The sequence below is a fragment of the Stenotrophomonas sp. 22LJNL06-5-1 genome (genome assembly GCF_056861455.1).
Genome location: NZ_JBSPUE010000003.1, coordinates 243,652 through 264,079, shown reverse-complemented (window position 1 = coordinate 264,079; position 20,428 = coordinate 243,652). Strand labels below are relative to the sequence as shown.

Below are 20,428 nucleotides of genomic sequence, written 5' to 3'. Positions count from 1 at the left end.
CGAAGTGGTCGGGGAGACAGGATTCGAACCTGCGACCTCTACGTCCCGAACGTAGCGCTCTACCAGACTGAGCTACACCCCGAAGGGAGCCGCCTATTCTAGCGATTCACCCCGATGGCGGCAAGGGGTGAATGCTGTTTTCTTCACACTGCCGAAGCAGTGCCACTTCAGGGAACAAAAAAGCCTGGACGACTTCACCAGGCTTCAATGCGACCACTTGAGTGGTCGGGGAGACAGGATTCGAACCTGCGACCTCTACGTCCCGAACGTAGCGCTCTACCAGACTGAGCTACACCCCGAAGGAGCCGCCTAAGATACCGTGTGAAGGCCCTGTCGGCAACCCTTTTTTACAGTTTCAATGCACGTCGTTGTCGGTGCGGGCGCTTTCTCGCGCTTCGAACCACATCCCGTTGAGGATGGCCACGACCGAGGCCAGTCCGGCACCGAGAATCCAGGCGAAATACCACATGCTTACTCTCCTTCATTCCGGGTAGGTGCCGACCGTTGGTCAGCACCTGTTGCTCTTGGTGGGTGCCGACCGTTGGTCGGCACGGATGCAATCCATCAATACGCGTTCGGGTTGTCGCCCATTTCCTCGACCGTCGTCTTGCCCTTCAGTACGCGGTACACCCAGGTGGTGTAGGCGATGATGATCGGCAGGAAGATGGCCGTGGCCAGCAGCATGACCCACAGCGTCAGGTGGCTGGACGAGCTGTCCCAGACAGTCAGGCTGGAGGTGGGCTGGCTGGAGGACGGCAGCAGGAACGGGAAGATCGCAAAGCCGACGGTCAGGATGATGCCGGCAATCGATGCGCCCGAGGCGATGAAGGCCAGGCCACCACGACGTGCGCGCAGGAGGACCGCGCTGGCCAGTGCGCCCAGCAGGCCCAGCACCGGGAACACCAGGGTGGCCGGCATGGAGCTGTAGTTGCGCAGCCAGCCACCGGCGGCCGTGCCCAGTTCGGCGGTCTTCAGCAGCGGATTGGTCGGGCCATCGGTGACCACCTGCGAGGTGATCTGGTAGCCCGGCAGGCCGAAGGCCACCCAGGCACCGGCGACGGCGAACAGCACGAAGCTGATGATGGCGGCGACGCTGCCATAACGTGCGGCACGTTCGGCCACCGGGCCGTCGGTCTTGATCACCAGCATGGCCGCACCATGCGATACCAGCATGGCCACGCTGATCAGGCCGGCGATGAGCGCGAACGGGGTGAGCAGGCCGAAGAACGAACCGGTGTAGGTCACGCGCAGGGTGTCATCGAAGTGGAACGGCACACCCAGCAGCACGTTGCCCACGGCGACGCCGGCAATCAGGCCCGGCAGCAGGCCGCCGATGAACAGCACGCGGTCCCAGTTGTCGCGCCAGCGCTTGGACGGCAGCTTGCTGCGGTACTTGAAGCCGACCGGGCGCAGGATCAGCCCGAACAGCATCGCAAACACCGCCAGGTAGAAGCCGGAGAAGCTGACCGCATACAGCGGCGGCCATGCGGCGAAGATCGCGCCGCCACCCAGCACCAGCCAGACCTGGTTGCCTTCCCACACCGGGCCGACGGTATTGATCACCAGCCGGCGTTCTTCATCGGTCTTGGCCACGAACGGCAGCAGGGTGCCGACACCAAGATCGAAACCATCCATCACGGCCCAGCCGATCAGCAGGATGCCGAGCAGCAGCCACCAGATCACGCGGAGCGTGGTGTAATCAAGTGCAATGAATTCCATCTGGATTCTCCTGCCTCAGGCCTGGCCGGGGGCGACTGCATTGGGGGAAGCGGGGCGGATATCGGCCTGCAGCGAGGGCAGGATGTCGTCCGGACCCTTGCGGACCGCCTTCAGCATCAGCTTGATCTCGATGATCAGCAGCACCGTGTACAAGCTGGTGAACACCGCCAGCGTGGTCAGGATTTCATGCAGTGCCAGGCCCGATGCCGCGTAGAAGGTGGGCAGCACGCCATCCACCGCCCACGGCTGACGGCCGTACTCGGCGACGAACCAACCGCATTCGATCGCGATCCACGGTGCCGGCAGCGACCACACGGCCAGCTTCAGGAACCAGCGCTTGTCCTGGAAGTTGTTGCGGCACGAGAAGTAGAACGCCAGTGCGAAGAAGGCGATCAGGTAGAAGCCCAGGCCGGCCATGATGCGGAAGGTCCAGAACAGCGGGGCCACGCGCGGCACGGTATCCATCGCGGCCTTGGAGATTTCCTCCGGCGTCGCGTTGAGGATGTCTTCGCGGTAGCGCTTCAGCAGCAGGCCATGGCCGAGATCCTGCCAGTGGCGGTCGAACATCTCGCGTGCTTCGAGGTCGTTGCGGTCCTTCTTCACGCGTTCCAGTGCGCCATAGGCGATCTGGCCACCGCGGATGCGGTGCTCGGCACGCTCCACCAGTTCCAGGATGCCCGGGATCGGCTGGTCCAGCGAACGGGTGGCGATCAGGCCCATCAGGTACGGGATCTTCACCGCGTAGTCGTTCTGGTGGGTGTCCTGATTGGGAATGCCGAAGGCGGTGAAGTCGGCCGGCGCACGCTCGGTTTCCCACATCGCTTCGATCGCGGCCAGCTTCATCTTCTGGTGTTCGCTGGCGGCGTAACCGCTCTCGTCACCCAGCACCACCACCGACAGCGAGGACAGCAGGCCGAAGGCTGCGGCCACCGCGAACGAACGGCGGGCCATGTCCCGATGCTTGTTGCGCAGCAGGTACAGGGCGCTGATCGACATCACGAAGATCGCACCGGTCACGTAGCCGGCACTGACGGTGTGCACGAACTTGGCCTGGGCCACCGGGTTCAGCAGCACCGCAGCGAAGTCGACCACTTCCATGCGCATCGTTTCCGGGTTGAACACCGCACCGGTGGGGTTCTGCATCCAGCCGTTGGCGATCAGGATCCACACCGCCGACAGGTTGGTACCCAACGCCATCAGCCAGGTCACGGTGAGGTGCTTGACCGGGCTCAGGCGCTTCCAGCCGAAGAAGAACAGGCCGATGAAGGTCGCTTCCAGGAAGAACGCCATCAGGCCTTCGATGGCCAGCGGCGCACCGAAGATGTCGCCCACGTAGTGGCTGTAGTACGACCAGTTCATGCCGAACTGGAATTCCATCACCAGGCCGGTGGCCACGCCGATGGCGAAGTTGATGCCGAACAGGGTGCCCCAGAACAGGGTCATCTGCCGCCAGACCTGCTTGCGGGTCATGACGTACACGCTCTCCATGATGGCCACCATGAAGGACAGGCCAAGCGTGAGCGGGACGAATAGGAAGTGGTACATCGCGGTCAGAGCGAATTGCAGCCGCGACAGTTCTACGACTGTCTGATCAATCATGGCCTGGCTACCTCGTTGGATAGTGCCGTTGCAGGTGGCGGGAAGGGTGGTCTACGGGGTGAATGATGTGACCGACTACTTCAAACAGCCTTGATCCAGATCAATGTATGAATGGGTATTCAGGAGGATCGTATGCCAACCCGATGAAGACTGCGACCGCCGGCCGCAGGGGGAGGCTGTTGCCTGCGCCTACAATGCCGTGTCTCCCCTGTTGCCCGTGAAGACCCCTTGAGCGCTGCCGAAACGACCCCTGACGGCCTTTCCCCGGAAGCCGAAACGACCCGCCAGCGGCGTGCCCGCACCGCATGGCTGGCCGATCTTGCGCGCTCCGCTCGAGGTCGCCAGCGGTTGGCGGCGCTGTGCATCAGCCTGTCTGGCGCGCTGCTGATCGGCCAGGCCGCCGCCATCGCCTGGCTGGTGCAGCAGGTACTGGTGGAACGCGCACCACTGGCGTCGGGCCTGCCGGTGCTCGCTGGACTGGCGGTGATCCTGGTGCTGCGCACGCTGCTGGGCAGTGCCACCCAGGCGGCTGCCGGTGATGTGGCCGATGCCGCGCGGTTGGCCCTGCGTGAACGCGTGTTCGCGCGCCTGCTGGGGCATGGGCCGCTGTGGCTGCGCCAGCGCCGCACCGGCGAGCTGGGCGAACTGATGCTGCATCACGGCGACGCGATTGAAAGCTATTACAGCGGCTTCCTGCCGGTGCGCACCGAAGTGGTGGTGGTGCCGCTGCTGATCCTGGCCGCGGTGGCCTGGGTGGACTGGGTGGTGGCGCTGATCCTGCTGTTCACCGCGCCACTGGTGCCGTTCTTCATGATGCTGGTGGGCTGGGGCGCCGAAGCCGCCGGCCGTGCGCAGCTGGGCGAACTGGCGCGGATGAGCGGCCACTTCGCCGACCGCATCAAGGGCCTGGGCCTGCTGCGCCTGTATGGCCGCGGCGAGGCCGAACTGGAAGGCATCGAGGCGGCCGCTGAAGGCGTGCGCGTGCGTACGATGAAGGTGCTGCGCATCGCCTTCCTGTCGTCCACGGTGCTGGAATTCTTCGCCTCGGTGAGCGTGGCGATGGTCGCGCTGTACCTGGGCCTGAGTTATCTGGGCCTGATGACGCTGCATGCAGCAGTTCCGACGCTGGGCGCTGGCCTGTTCTGCCTGCTGCTGGCGCCGGAGTTCTACGCGCCGCTGCGGCGGTTGGCTGCGCACTACCACGACCGCGCCAATGCACTGGCAGCGGCGGCCGAGGTTGAGCGTCTGTTGCAGTCGTTGCCGGAAGAGCAGGGCCTGATCGAAAACAAGAGTGCGCCACTGGCGGTGGAGCCGGCTGAGGCCGCGTTGCCGCCGCTGCAGGCGCAGGGCCTGGTGCTGCGTCCGTTGGGCGCGCCGCACGATGTGCTGCAGGATCTGGATGTACTGCTGGAACCGGGCCAACGGCTGGCCCTGGTCGGCCCCAGCGGATCCGGCAAGAGCACGCTGCTGGAAGCCCTGGCGGGTTGGTTGCCGCCACGTGCCGGCAAGCTGCAGCTGCGGCCCGGCGTGCAGGTGGCCTATGCCAGCCAGCGGCCGTACCTGTTCCATGGCAGCATCGCCGACAACCTGCGCCTGGCCGATCCCGGTGCCAGCGATGCGCGGTTGCGCGCAGTGGCCGAGGCCTCGCAGGTGCTGCAGTTCGCGCAGCGCCTGCCGCAGGGACTGGATACGGTGATCGGTGAGCGCGGGTTCGGCCTGTCCGGTGGCGAAGCACGCCGCATCGGCCTGGCCCGCCTGCTGCTGCGCGACCCGCAGGTGCTGCTGCTGGACGAACCCACTGCGTTCCTCGATGCCGATACCGAAGCCGCGCTGCTGCGCAGCCTGGCCGCCTATGCACGCGGCCGCAGCGTGGTGGTCGCCACCCACAGCCCGGCGGTGATCGCCTGGGCCGACCGCTGCCTGCTGTTGCCGGAAGGCCGCCTGGTGGAACCGGCACAGGCGGTGCGCGCATGAGCCGTTCGCCCGATTCGCTGCGCGCGGTGTTCCTGCGCCATCGGCCGCGCCTGCTGCTGACCGTGCTGCTGCTGTGGATCACGATGCTGGCCGGCACCGCCCTGTTGGGCCTGTCCGGCGGCTTCCTGACCGCCGCTGCGCTGGCCGGTGCGGCCGGGCTGGCGCAGGGCTTCAACTTCTTTTCGCCGTCGGCCGGCATCCGCGGCCTGACCATGGCGCGCATCGTGTCGCGTTACTTCGAAAAGCTGGTCGGCCACGATGCCACGCTGCGCATCGCCCGCGATCTGCGCGTGTGGTTCTTCCGCCGCGCGTTGCCACTTGCCCCGGCACGGTTGGGGGCTACGCGCACCGGCGAACTGCTGGCACGCCTGCTGGGTGACATCAATGAGGTGGATGGCCTGCTGGTGCGTGCGATCGGGCCGCTGGTGGCGCTGGGTGCGTTGACGCTGGTGGCGATCGCCTCGGCCGCTGTGATCCTGCCGTCGGCGGCGGTACTGCTGGCGGCGCTGGCGCTGCTGATCGCCTTCGGTGTGCCGTGGCTGGGCGTGCGTGGTCGCGACGATGAGGAGGCCGACCGTGCCGCGCATCGCGCTGCCCTGCGTACCGCGGCCTTCGAAGGACTGGAAGGCGCGGGTGACCTGGCCGCGTTGCACGCCGATGCGGCGTGGCAGTTGAAGGTGCGCGTGGCCGCCAAGCAGCTGGCCTCGCGGGATCGCCGTCGGCGCTGGCGCCTGATCGCGGCCTCGACCCTGCATGGCCTGGTCGCCGGGCTGGGCCTGGTGGCGATGCTGGCACTGGCCCTGCATGCGGCCGAACAGCAGCGCATCCCGCCGGAAATGGCGGCGGGCCTGGTGTTCCTCACCGTGGCACTGATCGAACTGTGGGCCGGCATGGGCCTGGCCTGGCAGTCGCTGCAGTCCGGGCGCATCGCCGCCGATCGCCTGCAGGCCATCGTCGAGCAACCGCCGACGGTGGAGGATCCGCAGGCGCCGCAGGCGATGCCGCAGGCCGCGCGCGTGCATTGGGATGACGTGCATTTCCAGTGGCCGGGTGCAGCGCGGCCGGTGTTGTCCGGCCTGCAGCTGACCCTGGCGCCGGGCGAGCGCATCGCGATTCGCGGCGACAGCGGCAGCGGCAAGACCACGCTGTCGAGCCTGCTGCTGCGGCTATGGGATCCGCAGCAGGGACGGCTGACCTACGGTGGCCGCGATCTGCGTGATTTCGGCCAGGCCGACTGGCACCGGCAGCTGGCGTGGCTGCCGCAGAACGCGCCGGTGTTTGCCGGCAGCGTGGCGGAAAACCTGCGGTTGGGTGATCCCGATGCCAGCGACGCAGCGTTGTGGGCGGTGCTGCGTCGCGTGCGCCTGGGCGAATGGGCCGAGCGCAACGGCGGCCTGCAGGCCTGGGTGGGCGAGAACGGCGCGACGATGTCGGCCGGCCAGGCACGACGCCTGGCGCTGGCGCGTGCGCTGCTGCGCAATGCGCCGATCCTGCTGCTGGACGAACCGACCGAAGGCCTGGACGTGGATACCGCACGTGCGTTGCTGCAGGACCTTTCCGGGTTGCTGGACGGGCGCAGCCTGTTGATGATCACTCACGACGACCTGCCCGAAGGCGTGGTCGATGCGCAGTACCGGTTACGCGATGGGGTGTTGGTGCGCGAAGCGTGAATGGTAGTGCCGGCCGCTGGCCGGCAACCTCATGGCGCTTGATACGGATACGGAATTGCCGGCCAGCGGCCGGCACTACCTCAGCGAATGGCTACCGCGAGAACTCGCGCAGCATCACCGCGATCGAGGCCACGTTGGCCAGCACGCACAGCCAGAACACCCACTGGAATGCGGCCTTGCGGTGCTTGTGGCGGAACATCGCCTGGCCCAGCAGCGCGCCGGGCCAACCGCCGGCAAAGGCCAGCAACTGCAATGTGCGCTCGGGAATGCGCCACTGCTTTCGCTGCGCCGCGCGCTTGTCGTGGCCGTACAGGCCGAACGACACCGCGCTGGCCAGCAGGCACCAGCCACCCAGCCACAGTGGCAGCACGCCGCTGATCATCAGCGCGACCAACGCGCCGAACGCGGCCAGCGCGAGATTACGCCGCCATGCCACTTACAGCGCGTCGAGGAAGCCGCGCACGGCCGGGCCGAAACGCTCGAAATCGACGAGGAAGGCGTCGTGGCCCTGTGGCGATTCCAGGCCGATGAAGCGCGCATCGGCGCCGCCGGCACGCAGGCCGTCGGCGACCTGTTGCTGCTGTTGCACCGGGAACAGGATGTCGGTGTTGGCGCCGATCGCCAGCGCCTTCTCCACCCGGATCTTCGCCAGCCCGGCCAGCACGTCGCCGTCGGCATACTCAGCCAGGTCGAACCAGTCCATCGAGCGGCTGAGGTACAGATAGCAGTTGGGATCGAAGAAACGCACGAAGCGCCGCGCGTGGCCTTCCAGATAGCTTTCCACCTGGAATTCCAGGCCGAACGGATCGTCGTCAGTCTGGTCCGAATCCAGCCGCACACGGCCGAAGCGGCCATCCCATTCCAGTGCCGAACGGTAGGTGATCACGCCCAGCTTGCGCGCCATGCGCATGCCGGACTCGGGGTATTCGGCATCGTCGTAGTGGCCACCATTCCAGCGCGGATCAAGACGGATCGCCTCGCGCTGCAGCGAACGGATCGCGATCGAGAAGGGGAGCGCCTGCGCACTGCCGGAAATGTTGACGTGGCTGCGCGCGATGCCCGGCTGCAGCATCAGCACGGCCAACGCGGTCATGCCGCCCATCGAATTGCCGACCACGCAGGCCAGCTGTTCGATGCCCAGGGCGCGCACGACTTCGATCGCGGCGCGCGCGCCGTCTTCGATCGACAGCTCGGGGAAGTCGAGACGATACGGTTGGCCCGTGGCCGGGTTGAGCGAGGCCGGACCGGTCGAGCCCTTGCAGCTGCCCAGCGAGTTCACACAGACCACGAACCAGCGGTCGGTATCGATCGCCTTGCCGGGGCCGACCATGCCTTCCCACCAGCCCGGGGCCGGGTTGGTGTCGTTGGCTGCCGCATGTGCATCCGGTGAGAGGCCGGTCACGATCAGGATCGCGTTGCTGGCGTCGGCCGCCAGTGTTCCCCAGGTTTCATAGGCCACGCGCGCGCCGTGCAGGGCGCCGCCTCGCTTGAACGGGAAGGGCGAGGGCAGGGCGTGGAAGCGGGTGCCGGGCGGGATGAATTCGGTCATGCAGGCATTCTAGCGGGGCCGCATGTGGAGCTGGCGACACGCTGGTTTCCATCGGCGATGCAGGTAGTGCCGGCCAGCGGCCGGCACTACCGGGCGGCGCGTTACGGGAAGCGCAGCTCCACAACACCGTCGTGGGGCAGGCTCACCTTCACCGGTACGCTCTGCAGGTCGTCCTCACTGCGGTTGGCGCTGCCGGTGCGCGAGATGCGTGCCAGCACTTCCACTTCGCGATGTGCGGACAATGGCGCGGTCGGCATCTGACTGTCAGCGTCGCCCAGCCCGACCGTGGCCGGGAATCCGGCCAGGGGCAGCTTGCGTGCGGCCACCGGCATCGGCGGTCCACCCACGGCGCGGGCCAGCACGAATACCTGGGTGCTGGCCGGCCACGCGGCGTTCTTCAGTGCAGGCAGCTGCACGCGCACCTGCAGCAGCGCCTCTGGTGCCGCAGGGGCGGCATCGGGTGCCAGGCCGGCCGCTTCGCGGGCGATGGCGATCTGCGCCTGCAGCGCCTGCGCGGCGCCGGGCTCAAGCCGTGGCAGCAGGCCGCTCCACACATCCGCGGCCTCGGCATTCTTTCCGCGCTGGCGCAGGGCGATACCCAGCAGCCAGCTGGCACGCTCGGCATCGGGTGCCTGTGCACGCGCCTGCTGCAACCAGGCCATTGCGGTGTCATCGAACTGCTTGCCGGCATCGGCCTGCGCACGTGCCTGCGCCGCTTCCACCAGCACGCCGGGGTCTTCCGGGGCGAGAGCGGCGGCACGTGCGAAGGCATCCGCCGCGGCTGCGGCGTTGCCCAGTTCGGCCTGCGACCGGCCCAGCAGCGCCCAGCCATCGGCCCGCTGTGGGTCGCGCTTCAGTGCATCCTGCAGGGCCTGCACGCCATCGCGCAGGGTGGCTACCGACGGCGTCGGTTGTACCTGTGCTGCACGCGGATCACCGACCAGCAGGTACAGGCAGGCACCGGCCACGCCCAGTGCGAACACGCCGACCACGAAACCGCGGCGGCCAGAGTGGCGCAGCGGCCACAGCACCAGTGCTGCCATCAACGCAGCAACCAGACCGGCCAGCACCGGCAGCCAATGGCTCACCATCCGTCTCCTTCTTCGGCCTTGCCGGCCGGTGCGGCGCCAACGGTACGGCCACGGCGGCGGACAATGCCCAGCACCACCAGTGCGCCGGCGCCGAGCATCAGCAGGGGACCGCCCCACAGCAGCCAGGTGCCCGGCTGCAACGGTGGTTGATAGAGCACGAACTCACCGTAGCGGGCGACCAGGAACTGCTTGATCTGCGCGTCGTCATGGCCCTGCTGCATCAGCTGCAGCACCTCGCGGCGCAGGTCCTGCGCGATCTGCGCGTTGGAATCGGCCAGCGACTGGTTCTGGCACTGCACGCAGCGCAGCTGCGCGGCCAGGTCATGGAAGCGGCGTTCTTCGGCGCCATCGCGGAACTGCAGCGGCTGCGGATCGTGCAGCGGCTGCTGTGCCACCGCGGACAGCGGCAGCATCAGAAGCAGCAGCGCCAGCAGCCAGCGCATGGGCTCAGGGCGCCGTGTGCAGCGTGCTGCCGGCATTGCCCTGGGCCTTCTCGATCTTTTCCAGTGCCGGGATCAGCTTCTCGTCGACCACGCGCTGGGTCATCGCACCGCTGTACTTCCAGCGCACGATGCCGCTGCCGTCGACAAGGAAGGTCTCCGGTGCGGCGGTCACGCCCCAGTCGATGGCGGTGCGGCCTTCCACGTCGCTGAGCACGACCATGAACGGGTTGCCCAGCTGTTCCAGCCAATGCAGGGCATCGGTCGGTTCGTCCTTCCAGTTGTAGCCGATCACGCGCACACGCTTGCTTTCGGCGAAACGGGTCAGCACCGGGTGTTCCTCGCGGCAGGCCGCGCACCAGCTACCCCACACATTCAGCAGATAGGGCGCACCGCGCAGGTCGTCGCTGTGCACGATCATTTCAGGGTCGTGCAGCACCGGCAGCGCGAACGCTGGCGCCGGTTTGTCGATCAATGCAGAGGGCAGCACGTCGCGCTGCGGATCACCCGATTTCATCACCCCGTAGATCATCAGCCCGAGCAGGCCGAAGAAGAACAGCACGCCGATCACGATGGCTACCGGCGGCAGCGGGCGGGAGGGGCGCGGGGCGGGGGACTCGGACATGGAAACTCCTACGGACGACGGAAACGGCGGTCGGCGGCGGCGATGAATCCGCCCAGGGCCATCAACAGCGCGCCCAGCCAGATCCAGCGCACGAACGGCTTGATGTGCACCCGGACCGCCCATGCATTGTTGCCCAGCGGCTCGCCCAATGCCACGTAGACATCGCCGTCGAAGCGTGCATCGATGCCGGCCTCGGTCATCACCTGGCCGCCGCTGGCGTACTGGCGCTTCTCCGGATGCAGCAGCGCCAGTTCGCGGCCGTTGCGGAACACCCGCAGGTGACCGCGGTCGGCGATGAAATTGGGACCTTCGCGATGGTCCACGCCCTCGAAGCGCACCTCGTGACGGCCGACCACCACCTGCTGGCCCGGTGCCAGCGCCACTTCACGCTGTACGTTCAGGGCTTCCACCAGCAGCGCACCGGCCAGGAATACGGCGATGCCAGCGTGGGCAACGATCATGCCGAGCATTTCGGCGGTGAAGCGGCCGTTGCCGCGCAGTCGCTGCCAGACGAAGCGTGCGGTACCCAGCCCGACCCAGACCGCGGCGGCGACACCGAGACCGGCCTTCCAGCCGTTCTGCGGCGCCTGCCACCAGGCCAGCGCGCCCAGCAGCACCGCCAGCCCCAGCCAGGGTGCCAGCAGCGCGAACGAGCGCGACGGCTGGTCGCGTTGCCACTTCACCAGCGGGCCGAACGGCAGCAGCAGGATCATCGGCGCCATCAGCAGCAGGAACAGGCTGCCGAAGTAGGGCGGGCCGACCGAGATCTTGCCCAGCGACAGTGCATCGGCCAGCAACGGATACAGCGTGCCGAGCAGCACCATCGCGCAGGCGGTGGCCAGCAGCAGGTTGTTGGCCAGCAGCAGGGTCTCGCGCGAGGTGGCGGTGAAGCCACGGCGCGGATCGTCGGCGTCCACGCTCAGCTGGCTGGCGCGCAGCGCGTACAGCAGCAGGCTGCCGCCGACCAGCACCGACAGGAACACCAGGATGAACAGGCCGCGCGACGGATCTGCAGCGAACGAATGCACGCTGGTCAGCACACCGGAGCGCACCAGGAAGGTGCCGAGCAGCGACAGCGCGAAGGCCGCGATCGCCAGCAGCAGGGTCCAGCTGCCGAAGGTGCCGCGTTTTTCAGTGACGGCCTGCGAATGGATCAATGCCGCACCGACCAGCCACGGCATGAAGCTGGCATTCTCCACCGGGTCCCAGAACCACCAGCCGCCCCAGCCCAGCTCGTAATAGGCCCACCAGCTGCCCAGCGCGATGCCCAGGGTCAGGAAGCCCCAGGCGACGTTGGTCCACGGCCGCGTCCAGCGCAGCCAGCGTGCATCGATACGGCCCTCCAGCAGGGCCGCCACCGCGAACGCGAACGGAACGGCGAAGCCCACGTATCCGATGTACAGCATCGGCGGATGGATGATCAGCCCCGGGTCCTGCAGCAGCGGGTTGAGGTCGCGCCCTTCCAGCGGCGCCGGGTTCAGGCGCAGGAACGGATTGGAGGTGAAGATCAGGAAGGCGAGGAAGCCGACGCTGATCACGCCCATCACCGCCAGCACGCGCGCCTGAACCGGTGCCGGCAGGTGCCGCGAGAACAGCGCCACCGCGCCGGTCCACAGCGCCAGCACCAGCGCCCACATCAGCAGCGAGCCCTCGTGCGCACCCCAGACCGCCGAGTAGCGGTAGATCATCGGCAGCAGCGAATTGGAGTTCTCGGCCACGTAGCGCACCGAGAAGTCCTGCTGCACGAACGCGGCGGTGAGCACCGCAAAGGCGCCGGCGAGCAGCAGCAGCTGTGCGAAGGCGGCTGGCCGTGCCACCGCCATCCATGCCGTGTTGCTGCGATGCGCGCCGACCAGCGGCAGGCCGGCCTGCAGCAGCGAGGCCAGCAACGCGCACAACAACAGGATCTGACCCAGTTCGGGCAACACTCAGCGCACCTCGGGTGCCGTCACCGGCACGTCATGCTTGCGATGGGCGTCGCCCATCTTGTCGGCCACTTCCTTCGGCACGTACTTCTCATCGTGCTTGGCCAGCACCTCGTCGGCGACGAACACGTCGTCCTGCAGGCGGCCACTGGCGACCACCGCGGTGCCTTCTGCGAACATGTCCGGCAGGATCCGCGACGTGGTCACCGCCAGCTGGGCATCGCCGTCGGTCACTTCGAAACGTGCTTCCAGCGAACCGACCGGGCGGTTGAAGGAGCCTTTCACCACCATGCCGCCCAGGCGGAACCGCGACTGCGCATCGACATCCCCGCGCAGCACTTCCGAAGGCGTGTACAGATAGGCGATGTTGCGCTCCAGCGCCATCGCCACCAGTGCGGTGGCCAGCCCGGAGGCGAGCAGGGCCAGCAGTACCCAGGCCAGGCGGCGGCGTTGTACCGGCGTCATCGTTCCAGCTCCGTCGACAGCGGCGCCGCAGCATCCTGTTTGACGGCGCGGGTTTGCTGCCGCTGCTGGCGCGCCAGTGCCAGCCGGCGTGCCACGCGCAGTCGCAGCCACGAACCGATGGCATCGGCGCTGAGCACCAGTACGAACACGGCGTAGGCGCCAATCACATAGGGAAGGTGGGTCATGATCGGGCCTCCCCGGCTGCGCGTGCGGCATCGACCCGGCCACCGACCCAGGCCTTGCCGGCCTCGCGGTCGAGATTGTCGGCGCGGGCCTTGGCCAGCACCGAACCGGCGAACCAGAACTTGGTGCCGATCACCATCCACCACAGTGGCGCGATCATCGCGCTGCTGATCGCCGATTCACCGAACACGTTGATCGACTGGCGCTGGTGCAGGCCGCCCCACCAGTCCACCGAATAACGGATCACCGGCAGCAGGCTGACACCGACGATGGCCAGCAGGCCGGCCGCGCGTGCCGCGCTGCGGCGGTCCTCGATGGCGTGGTACAGGCCGATCACGCCCAGGTACAGGAACAGCAGCACCAGTTCACTGGTCATGCGCGGGTCCCAGTCCCACCAGGTACCCCAGGTGCCCTTGCCCCAGATGCTGCCGGTCAGCAGGGTGATCAGGGTGAAGCCGGCACCCATCGGTGCGCAGGCCATGGCCAGGATCTCGCAGACCTTGATCCGCCAGATCAGCGCGATGGCGGCGTACAGCGCCATCAGCGCGAACACGAACAGGCTCATCCAGGCACTGGGCACGTGGATGTAGAGGATGCGGAAGCTGTCCAGCTGCTTGGCCTCCGGCGGCACCACCAGCAGCGCCTGCCACATGCCGACCAGCAGCACCGGCACCGCCGCGAGGTAGAACACCCGCGACCAGCGGGCAGCGAATCGGTCGAACGTGGGGGGCGAACCGAGTTGGTGGAACCAGCGGACAATCGGATTCATGCGTGGCGGCTATCCAGCAGGGGTGGATTGGCTCTCAGCTCGGTCAACTCAGAGAAATTCGTATTGCAGCGGCGGTGGCCAACGGCGCCAGCACCAGCGCGACCAGCAGGCCGGCGCCCAGCATCAGCAGCGCACCGACCGGATCCTGTCCGCGTCCGGCTGCCGCCAGGCTGCCTGCGCCGAATACCAGCACCGGCACGTACAGCGGCAGCGACAGCAACGCCACGAGAATACCAGAGCGTCGGATGCCTACGGTCAGCGCGGCGACCACGCCACCGATCAGGCTCAGCAACGGCGTTCCCAGCAGCAACGATGCCAGCAACATCGGCAGCTGGTCATGCGGCAGATGCAGCATTTCGGCCAGCAGCGGGCTGACCACGATCAACGGCAGGGCAGTGGTGGCCCAGTGCAGCAGCACGCGCACCAGCACCAGCCAGGCCAGCGGCACCGGCGCCAGCAGCCATTGTTCCAGCGAGCCGTCTTCGGCATCGGAGCGGAACAGCGAATCCAGCGACAGTTGCCCGGCCAGCAGCACCGCAAGCCACAGCACCGCGCCTGCGGTGGCGGCCAGAAGTTGCGGCTCGCGGCCTTGGGCCAGCGCGAACAGCACCACCACCAGCACCGCGAACAGCAGCGGCTGCAGCGCATCGCCACGGCGGCGCCAGAGCAGGCGCAGGTCACGCTTGAGCAGGGCGCCAGCGGTCTGCCACAGGCCCGGTTCGGTGCCTGGCGCGATCATGCGGCACCGCCGAGGTCGAGCTGGCGGGTGCGCACCGGCGGCGCGGCATAGGCGCCATGGGTGGTGACCAGCGCTGCGCCACCGGCGCGCAGGTGCGCGGAAATCATCCGGTTGACCAGGGTGATGCCCTCCAGGTCGAGGTTGGCGTAGGGTTCGTCGAGCAGCCACAGCGGCGCTGGCGACAGCCAGATGCGTGCCAGTGCCAGCCGCCGCTTCTGCCCGGCGGACAGATGCCGAACGAGGGTGTCCTCATAACCGGCCAGGCCGACGATGGCCAGCGCGTTGCCGGGCATCTGCCGCGCACGCCGTCCATGCAGGCCACACAGGAAGTGCAGGTTCTCCAGCGTGTCCAGATCGGGCTTCAATGCGGGCAGATGGCTGAGATAGGCGACGTAGCGCGCGCGCTCGGCATTGCCGGCCGGCCGGCCATCGATCTGCACCTGCCCGGCACCCGGCCGGGCCAGGCCCGCCAACACGCGCAGCAGCGTGGTCTTGCCGGCGCCGTTGCCGCCCTGCACCAGCAGGGCTTCGCCGGCGTCCACATGGAAGTCCAGCGGGCCGAACACCGGCTCGTCATTGCGGGAAAAGCTCAGGCCGCTGGCGGCCAGCAATGCAGGGGTGTTCAAGGGGCAGGGGTCTTCATGCCGGAGTGCGATGGCAATTGTAGCGGTGAATGCCGATGGTAGTGCCGGCCGCTGGCCGGCAGATGCGACCCGGCGTCGCAGATCGTCCCAGGGGTGCCGGCCAGCGGCCGGCACTACCGACGCGCGGATTGCGTAAACTCGCAGGTCTGTTCCCCCACAGCCCAGGCCGATGCAACCGAACACCAAGCTGCCCAAGGTCGGTACCACGATCTTCACCGTGATGTCCCAGCTCGCCGCCGAACACGGCGCAGTCAACCTGGGCCAGGGTTTCCCGGACTTTTCGGCGCCGCAGCGCCTGATCGACGAGACCGCCAGGGCGATGGCCGCCGGGCTGAACCAGTACCCGCCGATGACCGGCGTGGCGCCGCTGCGCCAGGCCATCGCACAGAAGGCGCTGGACTGCTACGGCGCGCAGGTCGATGCGGACAGCGAGATCACCGTCACCAGCGGCGGCACCGAGGCCATCTTCAACGCCATCCACGCCGTGGTGCGTGCCGGTGAGGAAGTGATCGTGCTCGACCCGGCGTATGACTGCTACGAACCGGCGATCGACCTGGCCGGCGCCAAGGCCGTGCATGTGTCGCTGGATCCGCAGACCTTCGCGGTCGACTGGGACCGCGTGCGTGCAGCGATCACCCCGCGCACCCGCATGCTGATCGTCAACACCCCGCACAACCCGTCCGGCGCGATGCTGTCGGCGCAGGACATGCAGGCACTGGCCGAGCTGCTGCGTGGCACGCAGATCTACCTGATTTCCGATGAGGTGTACGAACACATCATCTACGACGGCCGTCGCCACGAATCGGCGCTGCGCTACCCGGAACTGCGCGAGCGCGCGTTCGTCATCTCCAGCTTCGGCAAGACCTACCACTGCACCGGCTGGAAGATCGGTTATGCGATCGCCCCGCCGGCGCTGACCGCCGAGTTCCGCAAGGTGCACCAGTACAACACCTTCACCAGCTTCGGCCCGGCACAGTACGGCTTCGCCGCGATGATCCGCGACGAGCCCGAACACCACCTGGAGCTGGGCGCGTTCTACCAGGCCAAGCGCGACCGCTTCCGCGAGCAGCTGGCAGGCACCCGCCTGAAGGCGCTGCCGGTGCCGGGCGGTTACTTCCAGCTGGTCGACTACTCGGCCATCAGTGACCTGCCGGACCATGAGTTCGTGAAGTGGCTGACCATCGAGAAGGGCGTCACCGCCATCCCGCTGTCGCCGTTCTACGAGAACCCGCCGGCCGGCCAGCGCCTGGTGCGGCTGTGCTTTGCCAAGAACGAAGCGACCATGGACGCGGCGATCGAACGCCTGCGCCTGCTCTGAGCGGAGGCACGGACATGCAGGACCTGCGCATTTCCCTTGTCCAGGGCGACACCCGCTGGCATGACCCGGCGGGCAACCGCGCCTACTACGGTGCGTTGCTGGCACCGCTGGCCGGCACCACCGACCTGGTGATCCTGCCGGAGACCTTCACCAGTGGCTTCTCCAACGACGCCATCGCCCAGGCCGAAGGCATGGATGGCCCGACCGTGGCCTGGGTGCGCGAACAGGCCAGGGCCTTGAACGCAGCGGTGATCGGCAGCGTGCAGTTGCGTGATGGCGAAGGCGTCTACAACCGCCTGCTGTTCGCCACGCCCGATGGCAACCTGGAGTACTACGACAAGCGCCACCTGTTCCGTTACGGCGGCGAGCACGAGCGCTATGCTGCCGGTCGCGACCGCCTGAGCGTGGAATGGAAGGGCTGGCGGATCAATCCGCAGGTCTGCTACGACCTGCGTTTCCCGGTGTTCTGCCGCAACCGCTACAACGTGGAGCGTCCGCTGCAGCTGGATTTCGACCTGCAGATCTTCGTTGCCAACTGGCCGTCGGCACGCGCCTATGCGTGGAAGACACTGCTGCGCGCGCGTGCGATCGAGAACCTGTGCTTCGTGGCCGCAGTGAATCGCGTGGGCGTCGATGGCAACCAGCTGCATTACGCCGGCGACAGCGCGGTGCTGGATTTCCTCGGCCAGCCGCAGGTGGAGATCCGCGAACGCGAACAGGTGGTCACCACCACCATTTCGGCCGAGGCGCTGGCCGCGCACCGCGCGCGTTTCCCGGCCATGCTTGATGCCGATGCCTTCCACCTGGACGAGCAGGCCTGAGCGACGGCCTGAACGCCGCCGCACCAGCACGCGCGCCTGCATTCAACGTGCACGCGCGCGCTGCTAGATTCGCCGCCAGTCCGACCGAACTGGAAGTCCCGCCATGAACACGTCCTTCGCCCTGCTGCTGGCCCTGTCCGCCGCGTCCTTGGCCCCGGCCGCGCACGCCGCTGGCAACCTCGATTGCGAGCTGCGCTACAACCTCTCCGGCTGGTCGCTGATCTACAAGACCGCATCCGGCAATGGCACGGTCACCTGCAGCAACGGCGCCAGCATGCCGGTGCGCATCCAGATGAAGGGCGGCGGTCTGACCGTCGGCAAGTCGAAGATCACCAACGGACGGGGCAGTTTCACCGGCGCTGTCAGCGTCAATGAACTGCTGGGTACGTACGCCTCGGTCGGCGCGCATGCCGGTGCGGTGAAGTCCAGCAACGCGCAGGTGATGACCAAGGGCGACATCTCGCTGGCCCTGTCCGGTACCGGCAAGGGCTGGGATCTGGGCGTGGACGGCACCGCGTTCACCCTCAGCCGGCGCTGAGGCGCGACGGCGCGGCAGTTCCCCAGCTGATGCGGATGTAGTGCTGTTCGGAATCGCTCAACAACCGTTCGACACCGAAACCATTCTTCTGCAGCTGTGCGACCACGTCTTCGACGAGCTGCTCGCTGGCCATCACCTGGCTGAAGCCGAACACGATGTAGCGGCGGCCATTTTCCGAGCCGATCTGGATGGCGTTGTCGAGGTCGCGGTAGAACAGTTCGATCGGGCGCTTGGCGGCATCGGCGTTGGCGCGGGCCTGTTCGGCGGTGATGGTGATCATGGGCATCTGCGTTGTGCGGGAGAGCGCGCACGATAGCCAGCGCCCTGATGTGAATTCCTGGCGTGGCGCACAATGCTCCGTGTTTGCAGCAATTCCTAACATGAGCTGTGAACGTCGAGACGCACAGGAAAAGTGCCGCGCGCCGGTGAGCATCCTGCATCGACATGAAGTCATCGGGAAGGGATAGGGGCCAACCGCAGTGGAGGCGGTGCAACGCACCGCCCAGAGCGGGTCCTGCAGCTATCCGACGCTGTGGGCGCGCAGTGCATTTACGTTTCCTTGACTCTGCAGTAACCCCGCAATGCCTAACAGGGACGTCCCAGCGATTCTGCTGGGATCATTGGAGACGCTGGAATGGAGTTCAGAACGTCCGTGCTGCTCGTGGCCCTCATCGCCACGCCCGCCATCGCCCACGCCGAGGTCTGCCTGTCTGACAGCGGACTCGTTGTGCCGTGTCCCAGCCTGTTGCCGCATCCGGTGACGGCCAGATTCGAGATCGGCACCCTGCCGCGTGTGGCTGGCTCGCCGTCGGAAATCTACATCACAGGCGGCGGCCAGGTGGATGGAACGAGTAATTTCTCGGTCTATGCCAATGGTCAGTTCCTGTGCCGTACCAATGACAATTACGACGGTGGCAACACCACGCCCATCCGCCATTGCACCGCGACCATCGCAACACCCGGGACCTATGTGATCTCGGCGTCGCGCAACAGTCCTGGCAACTTCCTCGCGCCGATGGACGAAGTGATCAACGTCCAGTAACCGGCTGATCGCTGATCCAGGCCCCGGGGCAGGGACCCCGGGGCCCCGCTGCCCACTTGGCAGCAGGAAGCGGGCCATCTTCGCCGTGATCCACGACCCGGTCTTCCCTCTCTTCAGCTGACCGGGTCCCGCTGCCGCTGCAGCCACAAGGCCAGCAGGCCACACACGATGAGGGTCGGTGCCAGCAGCTGCACTGCGCCGACCAACGCCATTGCCGCGCCGATCAACAGGTAGTAGAGCAAGCCGAACAGCGCGCCTGCGCTGCCGAGACAGTGTGGATAGCCGCGCAGGGCCTGGCCGAGCACATTGGGAATGGCAAGGCCGAAGCCCGTCACCACCGGCACCATCGCCGCGACCAGGGCAGGGTGATCATGCAGCAGCGCGGCCAGCAGGCCTCCCGTCAGGACCAGTCCTGCGGCGATGCGGGTGCGCGTGGTTGCGGCAACGCCTGCACGCAGCAGGCGGCCATTGCCCCACGCGCCCAGTGCCGAGCCCAGTGCCAGCACCGCGCCGCTGGCGCCGAACCAGGTGGCTGGCCAGTGCAGGCGCGCAAACACGAAGGGGCCGAGTGCATACCAGCTGTACATCGCCACGTTGAAGGCCATCACCAGCAACGCGTGTGACCAGATCCAGCGATCGCGCAGCAGTTCCCGCAGCAGCGGCAGCATGGGCGTGTGCGGGATCTGTGCAGGGCGGCTTTCGCGCAGCCCAGCCAGGCATGCCACTGCCAGCAGGGCAGCTATCAGCAGCAGGCCGGACTGTACGCCGGCATAGCCATTGGCGGCGACCAGCAGCGTGCCCAGTGCAAGACCGATGGCCGGGCTCAGGGCCAGGGCCATGCCGATCCAGGAGAATGCCTGGGCCAACGCTGGCCCCTGCAGATGGTCGCGCAGCACGGTCTGGGTCACCACCGAAGCGGCGGCGGCGCCGACTGCGGCCAACGCCTGGGCCAGCAGCACCTGGCCGAAGCTGCCAGCCATCAGCCCGCCCAGTGCAGCCACTGCGAAGACGCCGAGGCCACAGAGAAGGGCGGGGCGACGACCGGTACGATCGGCCAGGCGCCCCCACAGCAGCACGCCTGCAGCGAAGCCGAACAGGTACAGGCTCATGGCCTGGCTGGCGGCACTCGGCGGCAGGGCGAAGCGTTCGGCCAGATCGGCCAGGGCCGGGCTGTACAGGGTCTGTGCCAACTGCGGAAACATCAGCAGTGCAATGGTGAGCAGCAACAGGCGGCGCGACATGCGGGCGCTCCAGGAACAGGGCCGCGCATTGTGGTCGCGTCCGCAATGGCGCACCCTGTCTATCCTGTCATCAAAT

The 20,428-nt window shown here is 67.3% G+C and carries 22 protein-coding genes and 2 tRNA genes; 6 read left to right on the top strand and 18 right to left on the bottom strand.

What is annotated here, in order from left to right:
- Window positions 1-5: 5 nt before the first annotated feature.
- The 5 genes from AC13GF_RS09495 to AC13GF_RS09475 form a co-directional block, all read right to left on the bottom strand.
- Window positions 6-82, bottom strand: a tRNA-Pro gene (locus AC13GF_RS09495).
- A gap of 140 nt (window positions 83-222) precedes the next feature.
- Window positions 223-299: transfer RNA gene (locus AC13GF_RS09490), tRNA-Pro, on the bottom strand.
- Window positions 300-355: 56 nt separating this feature from the next.
- Window positions 356-469, bottom strand: coding sequence for a cytochrome bd-I oxidase subunit CydX (gene cydX, locus AC13GF_RS09485; protein ID WP_032129411.1), 114 nt, complete (start codon window positions 467-469; stop codon window positions 356-358).
- Between the two features lie 95 nt (window positions 470-564).
- Window positions 565-1,719, bottom strand: a complete 1,155-nt coding sequence (cydB, locus tag AC13GF_RS09480; RefSeq protein ID WP_049401140.1) for a cytochrome d ubiquinol oxidase subunit II — start codon at window positions 1,717-1,719, stop codon at window positions 565-567.
- Between the two features lie 15 nt (window positions 1,720-1,734).
- A complete protein-coding gene (locus AC13GF_RS09475; protein WP_295557174.1) occupies window positions 1,735-3,318 on the bottom strand; it encodes a cytochrome ubiquinol oxidase subunit I in 1,584 nt (527 codons plus the stop codon).
- Between the two features lie 228 nt (window positions 3,319-3,546).
- On the opposite strand from AC13GF_RS09475, the gene cydD reads away from it, so the two are divergent.
- Window positions 3,547-5,292 (top strand): thiol reductant ABC exporter subunit CydD, encoded by a 1,746-nt coding sequence (cydD, locus tag AC13GF_RS09470; protein ID WP_483004452.1) that lies wholly within the window; start codon window positions 3,547-3,549, stop codon window positions 5,290-5,292.
- Complete coding sequence (cydC, locus tag AC13GF_RS09465; protein ID WP_483004451.1) at window positions 5,289-6,962, top strand: thiol reductant ABC exporter subunit CydC; 1,674 nt, start codon at window positions 5,289-5,291, stop codon at window positions 6,960-6,962. The genes cydD and cydC overlap by 4 nt, the downstream gene beginning before the upstream one ends.
- 91 nt (window positions 6,963-7,053) lie before the next feature.
- Here the strand turns inward: cydC and AC13GF_RS09460 are convergent, their stop codons facing one another.
- From AC13GF_RS09460 to ccmA, 11 genes are all read right to left on the bottom strand, one after another.
- The gene (locus AC13GF_RS09460; RefSeq protein ID WP_329761390.1) at window positions 7,054-7,398 is read right to left on the bottom strand and encodes a DUF1294 domain-containing protein; all 345 of its coding nucleotides are present in this window, start codon (window positions 7,396-7,398) and stop codon (window positions 7,054-7,056) included.
- Window positions 7,399-8,511, bottom strand: a complete 1,113-nt coding sequence (gene metX, locus AC13GF_RS09455) for a homoserine O-acetyltransferase MetX (protein WP_483004450.1) — start codon at window positions 8,509-8,511, stop codon at window positions 7,399-7,401.
- Window positions 8,512-8,612: 101 nt separating this feature from the next.
- Window positions 8,613-9,602: a tetratricopeptide repeat protein gene (locus AC13GF_RS09450; protein ID WP_483004449.1), complete on the bottom strand. Its 990-nt coding sequence runs from the start codon at window positions 9,600-9,602 to the stop codon at window positions 8,613-8,615.
- Entirely contained in the window at window positions 9,596-10,045 is a 450-nt protein-coding gene (locus AC13GF_RS09445) for a cytochrome c-type biogenesis protein (protein WP_483004448.1), read from the bottom strand. Before AC13GF_RS09445 ends, AC13GF_RS09450 begins: the two co-directional genes overlap by 7 nt.
- Before the next feature lie 4 nt (window positions 10,046-10,049).
- Window positions 10,050-10,667, bottom strand: a complete 618-nt coding sequence (locus AC13GF_RS09440; RefSeq protein ID WP_107431713.1) for a DsbE family thiol:disulfide interchange protein — start codon at window positions 10,665-10,667, stop codon at window positions 10,050-10,052.
- An 8-nt stretch (window positions 10,668-10,675) separates the two neighbouring features.
- Complete coding sequence (locus tag AC13GF_RS09435) at window positions 10,676-12,595, bottom strand: heme lyase CcmF/NrfE family subunit (RefSeq protein WP_483004447.1); 1,920 nt, start codon at window positions 12,593-12,595, stop codon at window positions 10,676-10,678.
- Complete coding sequence (gene ccmE, locus AC13GF_RS09430; protein ID WP_459001436.1) at window positions 12,596-13,057, bottom strand: cytochrome c maturation protein CcmE; 462 nt, start codon at window positions 13,055-13,057, stop codon at window positions 12,596-12,598.
- Window positions 13,054-13,242, bottom strand: coding sequence for a heme exporter protein CcmD (locus tag AC13GF_RS09425; RefSeq protein ID WP_483004446.1), 189 nt, complete (start codon window positions 13,240-13,242; stop codon window positions 13,054-13,056). Before AC13GF_RS09425 ends, ccmE begins: the two co-directional genes overlap by 4 nt.
- The gene (gene ccmC / locus AC13GF_RS09420) at window positions 13,239-14,009 is read right to left on the bottom strand and encodes a heme ABC transporter permease CcmC (protein ID WP_142806387.1); all 771 of its coding nucleotides are present in this window, start codon (window positions 14,007-14,009) and stop codon (window positions 13,239-13,241) included. Before ccmC ends, AC13GF_RS09425 begins: the two co-directional genes overlap by 4 nt.
- Window positions 14,010-14,052: 43 nt before the next feature.
- A complete protein-coding gene (ccmB, locus tag AC13GF_RS09415) occupies window positions 14,053-14,748 on the bottom strand; it encodes a heme exporter protein CcmB (protein WP_006456616.1) in 696 nt (231 codons plus the stop codon).
- Entirely contained in the window at window positions 14,745-15,374 is a 630-nt protein-coding gene (ccmA, locus tag AC13GF_RS09410) for a heme ABC exporter ATP-binding protein CcmA (protein WP_019336398.1), read from the bottom strand. The genes ccmB and ccmA overlap by 4 nt, the downstream gene beginning before the upstream one ends.
- A 187-nt stretch (window positions 15,375-15,561) precedes the next feature.
- On the opposite strand from ccmA, the gene AC13GF_RS09405 reads away from it, so the two are divergent.
- From AC13GF_RS09405 to AC13GF_RS09395, 3 genes are all read left to right on the top strand, one after another.
- Window positions 15,562-16,710: a pyridoxal phosphate-dependent aminotransferase gene (locus AC13GF_RS09405; protein WP_005410338.1), complete on the top strand. Its 1,149-nt coding sequence runs from the start codon at window positions 15,562-15,564 to the stop codon at window positions 16,708-16,710.
- 14 nt (window positions 16,711-16,724) lie between these two features.
- Complete coding sequence (locus tag AC13GF_RS09400) at window positions 16,725-17,531, top strand: amidohydrolase (RefSeq protein WP_483004445.1); 807 nt, start codon at window positions 16,725-16,727, stop codon at window positions 17,529-17,531.
- Window positions 17,532-17,634: 103 nt separating this feature from the next.
- Window positions 17,635-18,069: a hypothetical protein gene (locus AC13GF_RS09395; RefSeq protein ID WP_032129781.1), complete on the top strand. Its 435-nt coding sequence runs from the start codon at window positions 17,635-17,637 to the stop codon at window positions 18,067-18,069.
- Here AC13GF_RS09395 and AC13GF_RS09390 read toward each other — a convergent pair.
- Window positions 18,056-18,349: a hypothetical protein gene (locus AC13GF_RS09390; protein WP_483004444.1), complete on the bottom strand. Its 294-nt coding sequence runs from the start codon at window positions 18,347-18,349 to the stop codon at window positions 18,056-18,058. The two genes, AC13GF_RS09395 and AC13GF_RS09390, sit on opposite strands and share 14 nt — an antisense overlap.
- Window positions 18,350-18,703: 354 nt before the next feature.
- On the opposite strand from AC13GF_RS09390, the gene AC13GF_RS09385 reads away from it, so the two are divergent.
- Entirely contained in the window at window positions 18,704-19,111 is a 408-nt protein-coding gene (locus tag AC13GF_RS09385; protein WP_010486702.1) for a hypothetical protein, read from the top strand.
- 113 nt (window positions 19,112-19,224) lie between these two features.
- Here the strand turns inward: AC13GF_RS09385 and AC13GF_RS09380 are convergent, their stop codons facing one another.
- The gene (locus tag AC13GF_RS09380) at window positions 19,225-20,352 is read right to left on the bottom strand and encodes an MFS transporter (RefSeq protein WP_483004443.1); all 1,128 of its coding nucleotides are present in this window, start codon (window positions 20,350-20,352) and stop codon (window positions 19,225-19,227) included.
- Window positions 20,353-20,428: the final 76 nt, after the last annotated feature.